The 13,632-nt window shown below is 65.0% G+C and carries 11 protein-coding genes; 9 read left to right on the top strand and 2 right to left on the bottom strand.

The genetic code is table 11. The features are described from left to right. Window positions 1–137 precede the first annotated feature (137 nt). Window positions 138–1,610, top strand: coding sequence for a M81 family metallopeptidase (locus AB7O82_RS00605; protein ID WP_428618389.1), 1,473 nt, complete (start codon window positions 138–140; stop codon window positions 1,608–1,610). A gap of 170 nt (window positions 1,611–1,780) precedes the next feature. Further along, window positions 1,781–3,220, top strand: a complete 1,440-nt coding sequence (locus tag AB7O82_RS00600; RefSeq protein WP_428543243.1) for an ABC transporter substrate-binding protein — start codon at window positions 1,781–1,783, stop codon at window positions 3,218–3,220. A 391-nt stretch (window positions 3,221–3,611) separates the two neighbouring features. On the opposite strand, the gene AB7O82_RS00595 is transcribed toward AB7O82_RS00600, so the two are convergent. Next, window positions 3,612–4,484, bottom strand: coding sequence for an FkbM family methyltransferase (locus AB7O82_RS00595; RefSeq protein ID WP_428543245.1), 873 nt, complete (start codon window positions 4,482–4,484; stop codon window positions 3,612–3,614). 209 nt (window positions 4,485–4,693) lie between these two features. Between AB7O82_RS00595 and AB7O82_RS00590 the strand changes: the two genes are divergently transcribed. The 6 genes from AB7O82_RS00590 (at window position 4,694) to AB7O82_RS00565 (ending at window position 11,566) form a co-directional block, all read left to right on the top strand. Next, complete coding sequence (locus AB7O82_RS00590; protein ID WP_428543247.1) at window positions 4,694–6,271, top strand: ABC transporter substrate-binding protein; 1,578 nt, start codon at window positions 4,694–4,696, stop codon at window positions 6,269–6,271. A gap of 396 nt (window positions 6,272–6,667) precedes the next feature. Continuing rightward, a complete protein-coding gene (locus AB7O82_RS00585; protein ID WP_428543249.1) occupies window positions 6,668–7,609 on the top strand; it encodes an ABC transporter permease in 942 nt (313 codons plus the stop codon). A 15-nt stretch (window positions 7,610–7,624) separates the two neighbouring features. Then, window positions 7,625–8,509, top strand: coding sequence for an ABC transporter permease (locus AB7O82_RS00580; RefSeq protein WP_428543251.1), 885 nt, complete (start codon window positions 7,625–7,627; stop codon window positions 8,507–8,509). Continuing rightward, window positions 8,506–9,492 carry an ABC transporter ATP-binding protein gene (locus AB7O82_RS00575; protein ID WP_428543253.1) on the top strand — a complete coding sequence of 329 codons (987 nt, stop codon included), beginning with the start codon at window positions 8,506–8,508 and terminating at the stop codon, window positions 9,490–9,492. Before AB7O82_RS00580 ends, AB7O82_RS00575 begins: the two co-directional genes overlap by 4 nt. Beyond that, complete coding sequence (locus tag AB7O82_RS00570) at window positions 9,489–10,460, top strand: ABC transporter ATP-binding protein (RefSeq protein ID WP_428543255.1); 972 nt, start codon at window positions 9,489–9,491, stop codon at window positions 10,458–10,460. The genes AB7O82_RS00575 and AB7O82_RS00570 overlap by 4 nt, the downstream gene beginning before the upstream one ends. 17 nt (window positions 10,461–10,477) lie before the next feature. Continuing rightward, the gene (locus AB7O82_RS00565; RefSeq protein ID WP_428543257.1) at window positions 10,478–11,566 is read left to right on the top strand and encodes a mandelate racemase/muconate lactonizing enzyme family protein; all 1,089 of its coding nucleotides are present in this window, start codon (window positions 10,478–10,480) and stop codon (window positions 11,564–11,566) included. 130 nt (window positions 11,567–11,696) lie between these two features. Here the strand turns inward: AB7O82_RS00565 and AB7O82_RS00560 are convergent, their stop codons facing one another. Beyond that, window positions 11,697–12,890, bottom strand: a complete 1,194-nt coding sequence (locus AB7O82_RS00560) for a pyridoxal-phosphate-dependent aminotransferase family protein (protein ID WP_428543259.1) — start codon at window positions 12,888–12,890, stop codon at window positions 11,697–11,699. Here AB7O82_RS00560 and AB7O82_RS00555 point away from each other — a divergent pair. Then, window positions 12,873–13,631 carry a GntR family transcriptional regulator gene (locus AB7O82_RS00555; RefSeq protein ID WP_428618386.1) on the top strand — a complete coding sequence of 253 codons (759 nt, stop codon included), beginning with the start codon at window positions 12,873–12,875 and terminating at the stop codon, window positions 13,629–13,631. The genes AB7O82_RS00560 and AB7O82_RS00555 overlap by 18 nt on opposite strands. Window position 13,632 lies beyond the last annotated feature (1 nt).

Raw genomic sequence — 13,632 nt, 5'->3', positions numbered from 1 at the left:
TTCCGGACCGCGAGCGTCCCGCTCGCTCATGGCGATATGAGCGAGCGGGACGCTCGCGGTCCCGAAGACCGTGACCCCTCCGTCGGCGCAAGACGCCGACACCTCCCCAAGCACAACTTGGGGAGGAGGGAGACCTCATGCGCCTGTTCACTGCCACGCTCGCCACCGAGACCAACACCTTCTCGCCGTTGCCGACCAGCATCGAGAACTATCGGGAGTCGGTCTTCTTCCGCGCCGGCGAGCATCCGGCCGACGCGCCGCGCATGTGCACGGCGCCGTTGTTCGTGGCGCGCGCCAGGGCCGCCGCCGAAGGGTTCGAGCTGATCGAAGGCAGTTGCTTCGCCGCCAGCCCTGCCGGCACCACCAATCGGGCCGACTACGAGGCCATGCGCGACGAAATCCTGGGACAGCTCGAGGCCGCGCTGCCGGTCGACGGCATACTCTTCGGTTTGCATGGCGCGATGGTGGCGCACGGCTACGACGACGTCGAAGGTGACATCATCGGGCGTGCCCGTGCGCTGGTCGGCCCGGATTGCGTGATCGGAGTCGAGCTCGATCCCCATTGCCACCTCACCCTGAAGCGAGTCTCCCAGGCCGACATCATCGTGCTCTACAAGGAGTTTCCACACACCGACGTCGTGGAGCGCGCCGAGGACGTGCTCGATCTGGTGCTGGCGACGTTGCGCGGCAAGGTGAAGCCGGTGATGTCGGTCTACGACTGCCGGCAGATCCAGAGTTATCCGACGACGCTCCAGCCGATGCGCGGGCTGGTCGACCGCATCAAGGCGATGGAAGGCAAGGACGGCATCCTGTCGGTGTCGATCGCCCATTGTTTCCCCTACGGCGACGTGGCCGAGATCGGCACCCGCGTCCTGGTGGTGGCCGACGGCGACAAGAAGAAGGCAGATGCGCTGGCGACGGCGCTCGGCGAGGAGCTCGTGTCCCTGCGCGGCAAGACCCAGCCGCCGTCGTTCGACGTCGCGGCGGGGGTGCGCGAGGGTATGGCGTTCAACGACCTGCCGGTGGTGATCGCGGATCCGGCCGACAATGCCGGCGGCGGGGCGCCCTCCGACAACACCGACATTCTGCGCCATCTCATCGAGACCAAGGTGGAGAATGCCTGCCTGGGGCCGCTATGGGACCCGATCGCCGTGCGCATCTGCTTCGATGCCGGGCTGGGCGCGCGCATCGGCCTGCGCTTCGGCGGCAAGATCGCGCCATCGTCGGGCCAGCCGGTCGATGCCGAGGTCGAGATCATCGGGTTGAAACGCAACGCTTGGCAGAGCTTCGGCCCGACCCAGGTGCCGGTCGGCGACTGCGCCGCGGTGCGCGTGGGCGGCGTCGATGTCGTGCTGATCGGCAACCGTACCCAGGCGACCGGGCTCGAGCTGTTCACCAATCTCGGCATCGATCCGACGAAGAAGAAGATCGTGGTGGTGAAGTCGACCAACCATTTCATGGCGGCGTACGGTCCGATCGCCAAGAAGGTGATCTATGTCGAATCGAGTGGGCCGCTGCGTCGTGATCATCGCAAGGTGCCCTACACAAAGGTCCAGCGCCCGATCTGGCCACTCGACCTCGACGCGAGACCGAGGGGCTTGATCTACTAGCGAGACTGCGTCTCAGACCGGGCAGCCATGTCGCATCGGGGGGAGGCGACACATTCGGCGACCGCCTTGCTCGAGAATGCTGCACCGCCAAAATGGCAGTGCGTTGCTGTAATTCACCCAGCACGCGACAAGAGGCGCGCAATGCCGGTATAGTCGCCGGCGTGCCCGGCTTGGCATCGACAGCGCCGGCGGCATCGCAAGAACCAGTTCGAAAAAGAGTCGAGGTAGGAAACGCGTACAAAACGGAGGAGCAGCGCATGAGACGTGTCCATCGAATTACCCGCCGACGAGCGTTCAAGGTCGCGGCTGGCGCGGTCGGTGCAAGCCTGCCGCTGGTGCATGTTCAGTCGGCGAACGCAGCCGGCAAGCTGACGATGGGCATTTGGGATCACTGGGTGCCGGGCACCAATCCGGTGCTGAAGGGCTTTGTCGACGACTGGGCTGCCAAGAACAAGGTCGAGGTCACGATCGACTTCATTCCTTCCGCCGGCAACAAGATCATTCTCACGCAGGCTGCCGAGGCGCAGGCGCGGGCCGGGCATGACATCCTTTGCTTCGACCAGTGGGCTTCCCATCAGTATGCCGACAAGCTCACGCCCGTGAATGACGTCGTCGACGGGCTGATCAAGCAGTACGGGCCGGTGAGCAAGGCCGTGGAATATCTTGGCACGGCGGGTGGGAAGTGGCTGGCCGTGCCGGTCGCCTGGGGCTCGGCTCCCCTGCCGCCATGCGCCCGCATTTCGATGATCAAGGAAGCTACGGGTGAGGATGTGACCGCGTGGTACCCGGCCAAGGACGAGAAGACCAAAGGCGCGGCCGAATGGACCTATGAGAAGCAGTTGAGGATGGCCGAGCAGTGCCACAAGGCGGGCCACCTGTTCGCGCTTGGCTGCGGCGCCAACAGCACGGACGCAAACCAGACCTGGGGCGCGACGTTCGGAGCGTTCGGGGCGCATCTGGTGGATGGCAAGGGCAACATTACTGTCGATTCCGATCCGGTCCGCGAGGTGCTCGAGTACGTCAAGCGCTTCGTGCCGTACCTGCCGCGCGAAACCATCTCCTACGACGACGCGTCCAACAACAAGGCTTTCGTTGCCGGCAAGGCGGCCCTGATCTGGAACCCGCCCAGCGCCTGGGCCGTGGCCAAGCGCGACGCGCCGCCGATCGCCGCCGACACTTGGCACTTTCCAAATCCCAAGGGAAAGATGGGTCGGCTCGTGCCTCATCGGCCCTATTTCTGGGGCATCTGGCAATGGGCGCAGAACAAGCCGGCGGCCAAGGACCTGATGACGTTCCTCGGTCAGCGCGAGGTCGTCGCCAAGCTCAGCGTTCCGGCTGCCGGCTACGACATTCCGCCCTTCCTGTCGATGGCGGATCTGCCGGTTTGGGCCGCTCTCGAGCCGCCGAAGGGCACGCTGTACAACTATCCCGTGCGTTCTCACCATGATGCCGAGTACTACATCGTTGGCTCGAGCGCGCCGCCGGAAGTCGGGGTGCAGATCTGGAGCCAATACATGATCCCGGGAATGGTTGCGCGTATGGTGAAGGGGAACACTGCGAAGCAGGCGATCGATTGGGCGAAGGGGGAGCTCGAGGGTATCCGTCGCTGAAGGGGGACATCGAGGGAACTTCCCCCAAGGGCCGGTGGCAAAGCAGGGCTGGTGTGTGCGCCAAGGAACCGGTCATCTCAGCACGGCGGGGGACCCCTCCTGACACCTCAAAGATCCCTCGCTGTGCTCTCGGGGTGTTCGTCTACAAAAGACACCGTCATCCCGAGCGGAGCCGCCCGATTAGGCGCTGTTTACAGCGCCATTGGCGGTGCAGTGGAGGGACCTTTCTTGCCGATGCTGCAAGAAGAAAGGTCCCTCCACTACGCCTCGCTGCTCGGTTCCGGTCGGGATGACGAAATTTGTTCCATATGCAAGTGCCCTGGCTGTGCTCGGGATGACGACCTTGCTGGATGCAGTCATCGCGTGAAATGAAGCGCTTGCTTTGCAGGCCCTAAGGCTGCTGACGGTTGCCGGCCGATGGCGCCCGCGTGTTCAGGATCTCGAGATACCGGCGATGCGTTTCGGACGCTATGGCACCGCGCGACTCGAGCTCGATCAGGATTCGTACGGCGAGGTCGAAGCTGGAAAAGCAATAGTGAGCGATCAGCGACAGCTTCCTGAGCTGGCGGGCGCTCAGCGCCTGGAGCGACAGCAGGTTGCGGACGTACACGATGTCGGACTCGAGCAGCTGATTGAAGGGACGTCGCGCGTCGTTGCCTCTCAGCATCGGCGCGATCGACCACTTTTTCACCTCAAGGAAGCAATGTGGAAGGAAACCGTTGCGACGCATGAAGAGGTCGACTTCGCCGAAGCTCGGCTGATTTTCGTACAGGCAGACATATGAGACCTCGAGCTGGATCGCGACACAGCTCGCGAGCCTGTGCAGGCCATGCTCGAGCACAGTGAGCTCGGCGCCCTGGACATCGAGCTTCAGGAAGTCGATGTCGGGAAGCCCGCCGACGTCGTCGAGCCGGATCGTCTGGACGGGGCGGGTTTCGTGGATTTGCCCGAAGAGCGGGAAGCCGTTGAAGAACCGCAGGGCGGTCGCATTCGGCCTCAGCAGCGAGGTCATGCCGCTTTCGGTGGTGGCGACATGCAGGGTGTGGATACTGCCGTCGGACAGGAAGCAATCGCGAACGGTCACCTTGCCACGATAGGTCTCGCGGATTTTCTCGATCTGACGCGGGTCCCCTTCGAAGGCATGCAGATGAGCGAGGCCGGCATCGAGCAGCGGCCTGTAGACAGGCACCTCGGCAATGCACGCCGCGCCGATATCCGCGACGGAGATCGGCTCGACCGGCGCCACCAGCTCTTCCAGGGTCATGCCTTGCTCTCCTAATGAAAACAGGGGCGGGTTACCGCCCCTATTTTCTTGCCATCGTGGTGCGCGCCGGGCGTGCTGGGTGTTTCGCCCCATGCACATTGGAAGCTTTCGGCTGTTCTTTCCAGCCGGGGCATGCCAGATGGCTGGACAAGTTCGCAGCTTTCCATAATTTGTGCATGGGGAGTTGCTCGAGAGGCTCGAGGGGAAACATGATTGTGAGATTGTTGGCCGTCCTGACGACGCTCGTCCTGCCGCTGTCGGCGATGGCGCAGGAAAAGGTGCTTCGGGCGGTGATGCACGCCGACCTGCGCGTGATCGATCCGATCTGGACCACGCAGACCATCGCCAACATCCATGGCGCGCTGGTCTACGACACGCTGTTTGGCAACGACGCCGACCAGAAGCCGCAGCCGCAAATGGTGGGCAAGTACGAGATCAGTCCCGATCGGCTGACCTACACTTTCACTCTGCGCGATGGCCTCAAGTTCCATGACGGTTCCCCGGTCACCACCAAGGACGTGATCGCCTCGATCAAGCGCTGGGGAGCCAAGGACGGCGTCGGCCAGCGCCTCCTGGGCTATGTGACGACCCTGGAGGCGGTCGACGACAAGACGTTCAAGATGGTTCTGCGCGAGCCCTATGGCATGGTGCTGGAATCACTCGGCAAGAGCGGCAGCTCGATTGCCGCCATCATGCGCGAGAAGGACGCGCTGACCGATCCGCAGCAGCAGGTCAAGGAGTCGATCGGCTCGGGGCCCTTCATCTTCGCCAAGGAGCAGTGGGTCCCGGGCAGCAAGGCGGTCTATCTGAAGAACAAGGACTACGTGCCGCGGCCGGGCAACGAGCCGCCGTCCTCCTTCGCCGGCAGCAAGATCCCCGGTGTGGACCGAATCGAGCTGGTGTGGATCTCCGATCCGCAGACCGCGATGTCGGCCCTGGTCAATGGCGAGATCGACTTTTACGAGAACCCCAACATCGACTTCCTGCCCCTGCTCGCCAGGGCGAAGGGTGTCAAGCTGATGAAGACGGGCAAACTCGATCTCTCGCAGGGCATGATCCGGCTGAACCACCTGCATCCGCCCTTCAACAACGTCAAGGCGCGGCAGGCGATGTACCACCTGATCAACCAGGAGGATTTCCTGCGCGCCATCGTCGGAGATCCAAAGTACTACCGCGTCTGCCACGGCCTGCTGACCTGCGGCGGGCCTTACGAGAACGACGGTGGCAGCGCGTTCTTCAAGGACTACAATCCCAAGAAGGCCCTGCAGCTCATGAAGGAGGCGGGCTACAACGGCGAACCGATCACGGTGCTCGCCACCACCGATCACAACACCATCGCGCCGGCGACCCAGGTGTTGATCCAGGCGATGCGCGAGGCCGGCCTCAACGTCGACGCCCAGTCGATGGACTGGGGCTCGGTGGTGTCGCGGCGCGCCAAGAAGGAGCCACCGAGCCAAGGCGGCTGGAACATTTTCGTCACCTTGACGGGCGGCGTCGGTTCGGCGAACCCGGTGCTGCACACCTGGATCGGTGCCGCGTGCGAGAAGGGGCTGTTCGGCTGGCCGTGCGATCCGGAGATCGAAAAGCTGCGCAATGCGTTCGGCATGGCGTCGAGCGAGGACGAGCGCAAGAGGATCGCCAAGGAGCTGCAGACCAGGGCGATGGAGCAGGTCGTCTACATCCCGTTCGGTCAGTTCGATACGCCGCTCGCCTATCGTGCCGACCGCATCGACGGCATCGTGCCCAACACCGGGTTGACGGTGCTGTGGGGGATTACGAAGAAGTGACGTTTCTCATTCTCCTCCCCGGCTTCGCCGGGGAGGTGCCCCGTGGGCGTTAAAGTAGAGGGAAACCTCATCCTGAGGAGCGCCCGCAGGGCACGTCTCGAAGGATGGGCCACACAGGAGATCGTTAGAAAATTCGTGTCGCGGCGTCCTTCACTGTTGCCGACCCGTCGAGACGGCCGCTGCGCGGCCTCCTCAGGGTGAGGTCCCTTTGTATTTTAATGCCTATGAGGAGGTGCTCCGTCTTACGGCGACGGATCATGGCTGGGAGCGCGCCACTCCGATGGCGCTCATGGGATGTCCAGCCAACAAGAAGAGCGCCATCGGAGTGCGCGCTCCCAGCCATGACCCCTCCGGCCGCTTCGTGGCCACCTCCCCACTTCGTGGGGAGGAGCTGACATGACCGCCTATATCGTGCGGCGCCTGTTCGCCACCCTGCCGGTGATGGCGGTGGTGGCGCTGTTCGTCTTCTTTCTGCTGCGCTTCGCGCCGGGCGACCCGGCGGCGATCATCGCCGGCGACGACGCGACCGCCGAGTCGATTGCTGCCGTTCGCGTCAAGCTCGGCCTCGACCGGCCGGTCGTCGAGCAGTTCGGCGTCTGGCTGTGGGACCTTATGCGCGGCGACCTGGGTGTTTCGATCTTCTCCAATCTGCCGGTGACGCGCCTGATCGCCCAGCGCGTCGAGCCGACCCTGGCGCTCGCCCTGTCGACCCTGTTCGTGGCGGTGGCGCTCGCCATTCCCATCGGCGTGGTGGCGGCGTGGAAGGCGCGCAAGCTGGTCGATCGCCTGGTCATGGGCTTCGCCGTCCTGGGCTTCGCCATGCCGGTGTTCGTGCTGGCCTACGTCCTGATCTATTTCTTCGCCGTGCAATGGCAGCTGCTGCCGGTGCAGGGCTACCGCCCGATCGGCGAAGGTTTCTGGCCATTCGTCGAGTGCCTGATCCTGCCCTCGGTCGCGCTCGGCGTGACCTACATGGCGCTGATCGCCCGCATCACCCGCGCGTCGATGCTCGAGGTGCTGCAGCAGGACTACATCCGTACCGCAAATGCCAAGGGCTTGGCGACCGATCGCGTGCTGCTGCTGCACGCCCTGAAAAACGCCGCGGTGCCGATCGTCACCGTGATCGGCATCGGCATCGCCCTGCTGATATCCGGCGTCGTGATCACGGAGACCGTGTTCAACATTCCGGGCCTGGGTCGCCTCACGGTGGACGCTGTCCTGAAGCGCGACTATCCGATCGTGCAGGGCCTGATCCTGGTGTTTGCCGCCGCCAAGGTGCTGGTCAACCTGATGATTGACATCTCCTACGCTTTCCTCGATCCGCGCATCCGCTACTGACTATCCGCTCCTGATATGGCCGTCCCCTCCGCCTCCCTGGTCGAAGAACTCGCGCCGCCATCGCGCCGCTTCTCGCTGCTGACGGCGATCCGGCGCAACCCGACCATTACCCTCGGCGGCGTCCTGCTGCTGACCCTGGTGATCGTTGCCATCTTCGCCCCGCTCATCGCTACCCACGATCCGTTCAAGATCACGCCGGTCAACCGCCTGCGGCCGCCGTCGGAGCGCTGGTGGTTCGGCACCGACCAGTTCGGCCGCGATGTCTTCTCGCGCACGGTCTATGGCGCGCGCGTCTCGTTGATCGTCGGTCTTTCGGTGGCGGCCTTCTCGAGCCTGCTCGGCCTCGCCCTCGGGCTCGCCTGCGGCTACTTCCAGCGCATCGATGGCGTGGTGATGCGGATCATGGACGGGGTGATGGCGATCCCGTCGATCCTGCTCGCCATCGCCCTGATCACCCTGACGCGGCCCGGTCTCGGCATCGTCATCGTGGCGATCGTCATTCCCGAAGTGCCGCGCATCGTGCGCGTGGTGCGCGCGGTCGTGCTGTCGATCCGCGCCCAGCCCTACATCGAGAGCGCCATCGCCGGCGGTACGCGAACCCTGAAGCTGCTTGTGCGCCATGTGCTGCCGAACACCCTGGCGCCGCTGATCGTGCAATCGACCTATGTCTGCGCCTCGGCGATGCTGATCGAGGCAGGCCTGAGCTTCCTTGGCGCCGGCGTTCCGCCCGAGGTGCCGAGCTGGGGCAACATCATCGCCCAGGGCCGCACCTTCTTTCAGATTGCGCCGTGGACAATCCTGATTCCGGGCGGGTTCCTCGCCGTTACGGTCCTGGCAGTGAACCTGCTGGGCGATGGCCTGCGCGACCGGCTCGATCCAAGGCTGGCACGGCGCCTGTGACCGCTCTCCTCGAAGTGCGCGACCTGCGTACGCAGTTCAACACGCTGGACGGCGTCGTGCGCGCTGTCGACGGCGTTTCGTTCGATCTGGCGCGCGGCGAGACGCTCGGCATCGTGGGCGAATCGGGCTGCGGCAAGTCGGTGACGGCGCTGTCGATCCTGCGCCTGATCCCGGCCGAGACTGGCCGCATCGCCTCCGGCTCGATCCGCTTCGACGGCCAGGAACTCACCAGTCTCGACGAGGAGGCGATGAAGCGCCTGCGCGGTCATCACATCTCGATGATCTTCCAGGAGCCGATGACCAGCCTCAATCCGGTGCTGACGGTCGGCACGCAGATCGCCGAGAACGTCGTGCGTCATCTCCGCGTGCCGTGGAAGGCCGGGCGCGAGCGGGCCTGCGAGATGCTGAACCTGGTGCGCATTGCCGACGCCCGCCGGCGGCTCGACGAGTATCCGCACCAGCTGTCGGGCGGCATGCGCCAGCGGGTGATGATCGCCATGGCCCTGTCGTGCGATCCGCAGGTGCTGATCGCCGATGAGCCGACGACGGCGCTCGACGTCACCATCCAGGCCCAGATCCTCGATCTGATGCTGGAGCTCAAGGAGAAGACCGGAACCGCCATCGTGCTGATCACCCACGATCTCGGCGTGGTTGCCGAAACCACCGAACGCGTCGTCGTGATGTATGCCGGGCGCAAGGTCGAGGAGGCCCCGGTGGAAGCGCTGTTCGAGCGGCCCTTGCACCCCTACACGGTCGGCCTGATGCGGGCGATCCCCCGGCTCGACGTCGAGGCCGACATCTCCGGCAAGCGTCCGCGGCTGCAGGAGATACCTGGCCTCGTGCCGATCCTGACCCAGCCCATCACCGGCTGTGCCTTTGCCGCACGCTGCGCGCTGGCGACGGAGCGCTGTCGCGCCGAGGCGCCGCCCTTCGTCGACGCCGGCGGCGGCCATACGGTGGCCTGCTGGGAGGTGGTGCGATGAGCGATCCCGCGCTCCTCGACGTCCGCAACCTGGTCAAGCACTTCCCGATCCATGGCGGCCTGCTGCAGCGCCAGGTCGGCCAGGTTAAGGCGGTCGACGGCGTCAGCTTCTCCATCCGGCGCGGCGAGACGCTCGGCCTGGTGGGCGAGTCGGGCTGCGGCAAGTCGACAATCGGCAAGACCGTTCTGAAGCTGATCGAGCCGACTGCGGGCCGCATCCTGCTGAGCGGCGAGGATGTGACGGAGCTTCCGCCGGCCGCCATGTGGTCTCATCGCCGGCGCATCCAGACGATCTTCCAGGATCCGTACTCATCGATGAATCCGCGCCTCTCGGCCGGCACGATCGTCGGCGAGCCGCTGGAGAATTACGACCTGACGCGTGGCCGCGAAACCGCAGACAAGGTGGCGAGCCTGTTCACGCGTGTCGGGCTGCGGCCCGATGCGATGCGCAAATTCGCCCACGAGTTCTCCGGCGGGCAGCGCCAGCGTCTGGGGATCGCCAAGGCACTGTCGGTCAATCCCGACCTGATCGTCGCCGATGAGCCGGTGTCGGCGCTCGACGTGTCGGTGCAGGCGCAGGTGCTGAACCTGCTGATCGACCTGCAGGAGGAGTACGGGCTCGCCTACCTGTTCATCAGCCACGACCTGGCGGTGATGCGCCACATCAGCCATCGCATTGCCGTGATGTATCTCGGGCGCATCGTCGAGCTCGCCGACAAGCGCAGCCTGTTCAACACGCCGAAGCACCCCTACACCGAGGCGCTGCTTTCAGCGGCGACGGCGCCCGACCCCAGGCGGCGGCGTCAGCGCAAGCGCATCGTCCAGGGCGACGTGCCGAGCCCGGCCAATCCGCCGCCCGGATGCCACTTCCACACGCGCTGCCCGTATGCCATTGCCGAATGCAAGGTGACTGCACCACCGCTGCGGGAGGTGGCGCCGGGTCATCACGTGGCGTGTCTGCTGCGTTGAGTTCAGCCGAGGGCTCCATGACTACCATCGCTTCGCTCGACGTCGGTTGCTACCGCGTGCCGCTGCCGGTCGTGTTGTCTGACAGCACACACGGCGACATCCATCATTTCGCCCTGGTCACGGTCCGAGTGCGCGACGGCGATGGCGTAGAAGGGTTGGGCTACACCTATACGGTTGGCCATGGTGGACGGGCTGTGGCCTCATTGGTGCGTGATGATTTGGCACCGCTGCTGGTCGGCCAGGATGCGGAGCGCATCGAGGCGCTATGGCAGCGCATGTGGTGGGGCACGCACTACGGTGGCCGTGGCGGCCTCGCAGCGTTGGCGATCTCGGCAGTCGACATCGCGCTGTGGGACCTGGCGGCGCGCCGGGTGGCGAAGCCCCTGTGGCGTCTGCTGGGCGGCTTTGACCCGCAGGTGCCCTGCTATGCGGGTGGCATCGACCTTCAGTTCCCGTTGGAGAAGCTGCTGGCGCAAAGCGACGATTTTCTCGGCCAGGGCTTCCGCGCCATCAAGATGAAGGTCGGCCGAGCCCAGCTGGGCGACGACGTCGAGCGGGTGCGTGCCATGCGCAAGAAGCTGGGCGATGACTTCCCGTTGATGGTCGATGCCAACATGGGCTGGTCTGTCGATCACGCCGTGCGTGCGGCCCGGGCATTGGCCGAGTTCAACCTGGTCTGGCTGGAGGAGCCGACGATTCCCGACGATGTGGCCGGCCATGCACGCATCGTGGCGCAGGGTGGCGTTCCGATTGCCACAGGCGAGAACCTGCATACGCTCTACGAGTTCCAGCAGATGATCGCGGCCGGCGGCGTCACTTACCCGGAACCGGATGTCAGCAACTGCGGCGGCATCACGGTGTTCATGAAGGTGTGCCGGCTCGCCGAAGCGTTCAACCTGCCCGTCACCTCCCATGGCGTACACGATTTGACGGTGCATCTGCTGGCTGCGGCACCGAATCGATCGTATCTCGAGGTGCACGGCTTCGGACTCGACCGGTACATGGCCGAGCCGATGCGTATCGTCGAAGGCAAGGCCATCGCATCCGACCGGCCTGGCCACGGCGTCGAGCTGCTTTGGGACAAGCTTTCCCCGTTGGCGCTATAGGGCGAGTTCTCGGCGTCCGTGTCGAGACACTTCACGGGTCAAAGAAGCGCCGTGGGTCGGGCTGGCTGGGTGGACCATCCGGCTCTCCATTTGGCAAGGCCTGGATCGATCGATTTCTTGCAGCAGCTTCCTATTGCCGGGCCCCGGGCGCCGTGTCCCGCAAGTAGGTGAGGGCGGCCTGAGCCCCGCCCGACTTGTGCGGAACCTTCGCCAGACCCAGCGCCATCTCGACGCCCGACAGAGTCGCGAGCAGCATCAGGTCGTTGAAGTCGCCGAGATGGCCGATGCGGAAGACCTTGCCGGCGACCTTGCTGAGGCCCTGTCCCAGCGACAGGTTGAAGTTCTCCAGCGCGACCTTGCGGAAGGCGTCGGCGTCGTGGCCTTCCGGCATCACGATCGCGGTCAGCGACCCCGAGTAGGCCTTGGGGGCGCTGCACAGAATCTCGAGACCCCAGCCCGTCACCGCAAGGCGCGTCGCCTCGGCATGACGGGCATGGCGGGCGAACACCGCATCGAGGCCTTCTTCCAACAGCATGTCGCAGGCCTCGTTGAGGCCGTAGAGCAGATTGGTAGCGGGCGTGTAGGGGAACCAGCCATTGGCATTGGTCGCCAGCATCTCCTCCCAGTTCCAGAACGACTTTGGCAGCTTCGAGCCTTTCGACGCCGCGACCGCCTTCTCGCTCACCGCGTTGAAGGAGAGGCCAGGCGGCAGCATCAGGCCCTTCTGCGAGCCGGCAACGGTCACGTCGACGCCCCATGCGTCGTGACGATAGTCGATCGAGCCCAGCGAGGAGATGGTATCGACCAGCAGCAGGGCAGGGTGCTTTGCCGAATCGATGGCGCGGCGTACGGCGGAGATGTCGCTCACCACGCCGGTCGAGGTCTCATTGTGGACGATGCATACCGCCTTGATGGTGTGGTCGGGATCGTTACGCAGACGGGATTCGATCGCGGCCGGGTCGGCGGGCTTGCGCCAGTCGCCGCCCATGAACTCCGATTTCAGTCCCAGGCGGTCGGCCATGCGCTTCCACAGCGAGGCGAAGTGGCCGGTCTCCCACATCAGCACGAGATCGCCCGCCGACAGCGTGTTCACCAGGGCGGCTTCCCAGGCTCCCGTGCCTGACGCCGGATAAACGATGACCGGCTGCCTGGTCTGGAAAACCTGGCGGATGCTGCGCAGCACCTTCTTGGCCAGCGCGTTGAACTCCGGTCCGCGGTGATCGATGGTCGGATAGTCCATCGCCCGCAAGATGCGGTCGGGCACGTTGGTCGGCCCGGGGATCTGCAGGAAGTGGCGGCCGCTGGGGTGAGAATTCAGGCGCATGGTCGGCTCCCTCGCTGGTACTTGCATTTTGTATACAACATGCCAAACTGTGTCCAGTGGGCCATGGACGGATCAAGCCTCTCGATCGCGCGTTCGAGCCTGCCGCAGGCGGCGGCCGAGCGGCTGCGCTCGCTGATCATCGAAGGCGTCCTGGCGCCGGGCATGCGGCTGAACGAGCGCGAACTCAGTGAGCAGCTCGGCGTGTCGCGCACGCCGCTTCGCGAGGCTTTCCGGATGCTGGCGGCTGACGGGTTGCTGGTTCAGCTGCCGAACCGCGGCGTCCAGGTGGCGGCGCTGTCACCCGAGGACGTCCGCCATGCCTTCGAGGTCATGGCCGGGCTGGAGGGCTTGGCCGGCGAACTGGCGGTCCGCAACACTACCGACGGCGACCTGGCCGCTCTCCATGCCCTGCAATCGGACATGGAGCGGGCGCACGCGCGGGCCGATTTGCCGGCCTACTACCGGGCCAATCGCGCCATCCATGATCGTATCAGCGCGATGGCTGCAAACCCGGTGCTCACGCAGATGCAGCAGACGCTCAACGTCCGCCTGCACGCGCTGCGCTTTCATTCGAATCTCAACCGCGACAAATGGGACCGGGCGGTCGCCGAGCACCGTTCCATGCTGGCGGCCCTTGCGGCGCGTGATGGCGTCGCGCTACGTGATCTGCTCGTACGGCACCTCCAGGCGAAGCTTCAGGTCGTCCTGGAGACAATGAACAGGCCGGACGGGGAGGAGTGAG

The organism is Reyranella sp. (genome assembly GCF_050185545.1).
Taxonomy (GTDB): Bacteria; Pseudomonadota; Alphaproteobacteria; order Reyranellales; family Reyranellaceae; genus Reyranella.
Note: the sequence above shows the minus strand (reverse complement) of the source record. Positions and strands in the feature narration are given on the sequence as shown.

Coding starts and splice junctions, on each gene's coding strand:
- AB7O82_RS00565 (WP_428543257.1), top strand. CDS start 10,478: ATGACTACCATCGCTTCGCTCGACGTCGGTTGCTACCGCGTGCCGCTG.
- AB7O82_RS00580 (WP_428543251.1), top strand. CDS start 7,625: ATGGCCGTCCCCTCCGCCTCCCTGGTCGAAGAACTCGCGCCGCCATCG.
- AB7O82_RS00595 (WP_428543245.1), bottom strand. CDS start 4,484: ATGACCCTGGAAGAGCTGGTGGCGCCGGTCGAGCCGATCTCCGTCGCG.
- AB7O82_RS00570 (WP_428543255.1), top strand. CDS start 9,489: ATGAGCGATCCCGCGCTCCTCGACGTCCGCAACCTGGTCAAGCACTTC.
- AB7O82_RS00560 (WP_428543259.1), bottom strand. CDS start 12,890: ATGCGCCTGAATTCTCACCCCAGCGGCCGCCACTTCCTGCAGATCCCC.
- AB7O82_RS00605 (WP_428618389.1), top strand. CDS start 138: ATGCGCCTGTTCACTGCCACGCTCGCCACCGAGACCAACACCTTCTCG.
- AB7O82_RS00585 (WP_428543249.1), top strand. CDS start 6,668: ATGACCGCCTATATCGTGCGGCGCCTGTTCGCCACCCTGCCGGTGATG.
- AB7O82_RS00590 (WP_428543247.1), top strand. CDS start 4,694: ATGATTGTGAGATTGTTGGCCGTCCTGACGACGCTCGTCCTGCCGCTG.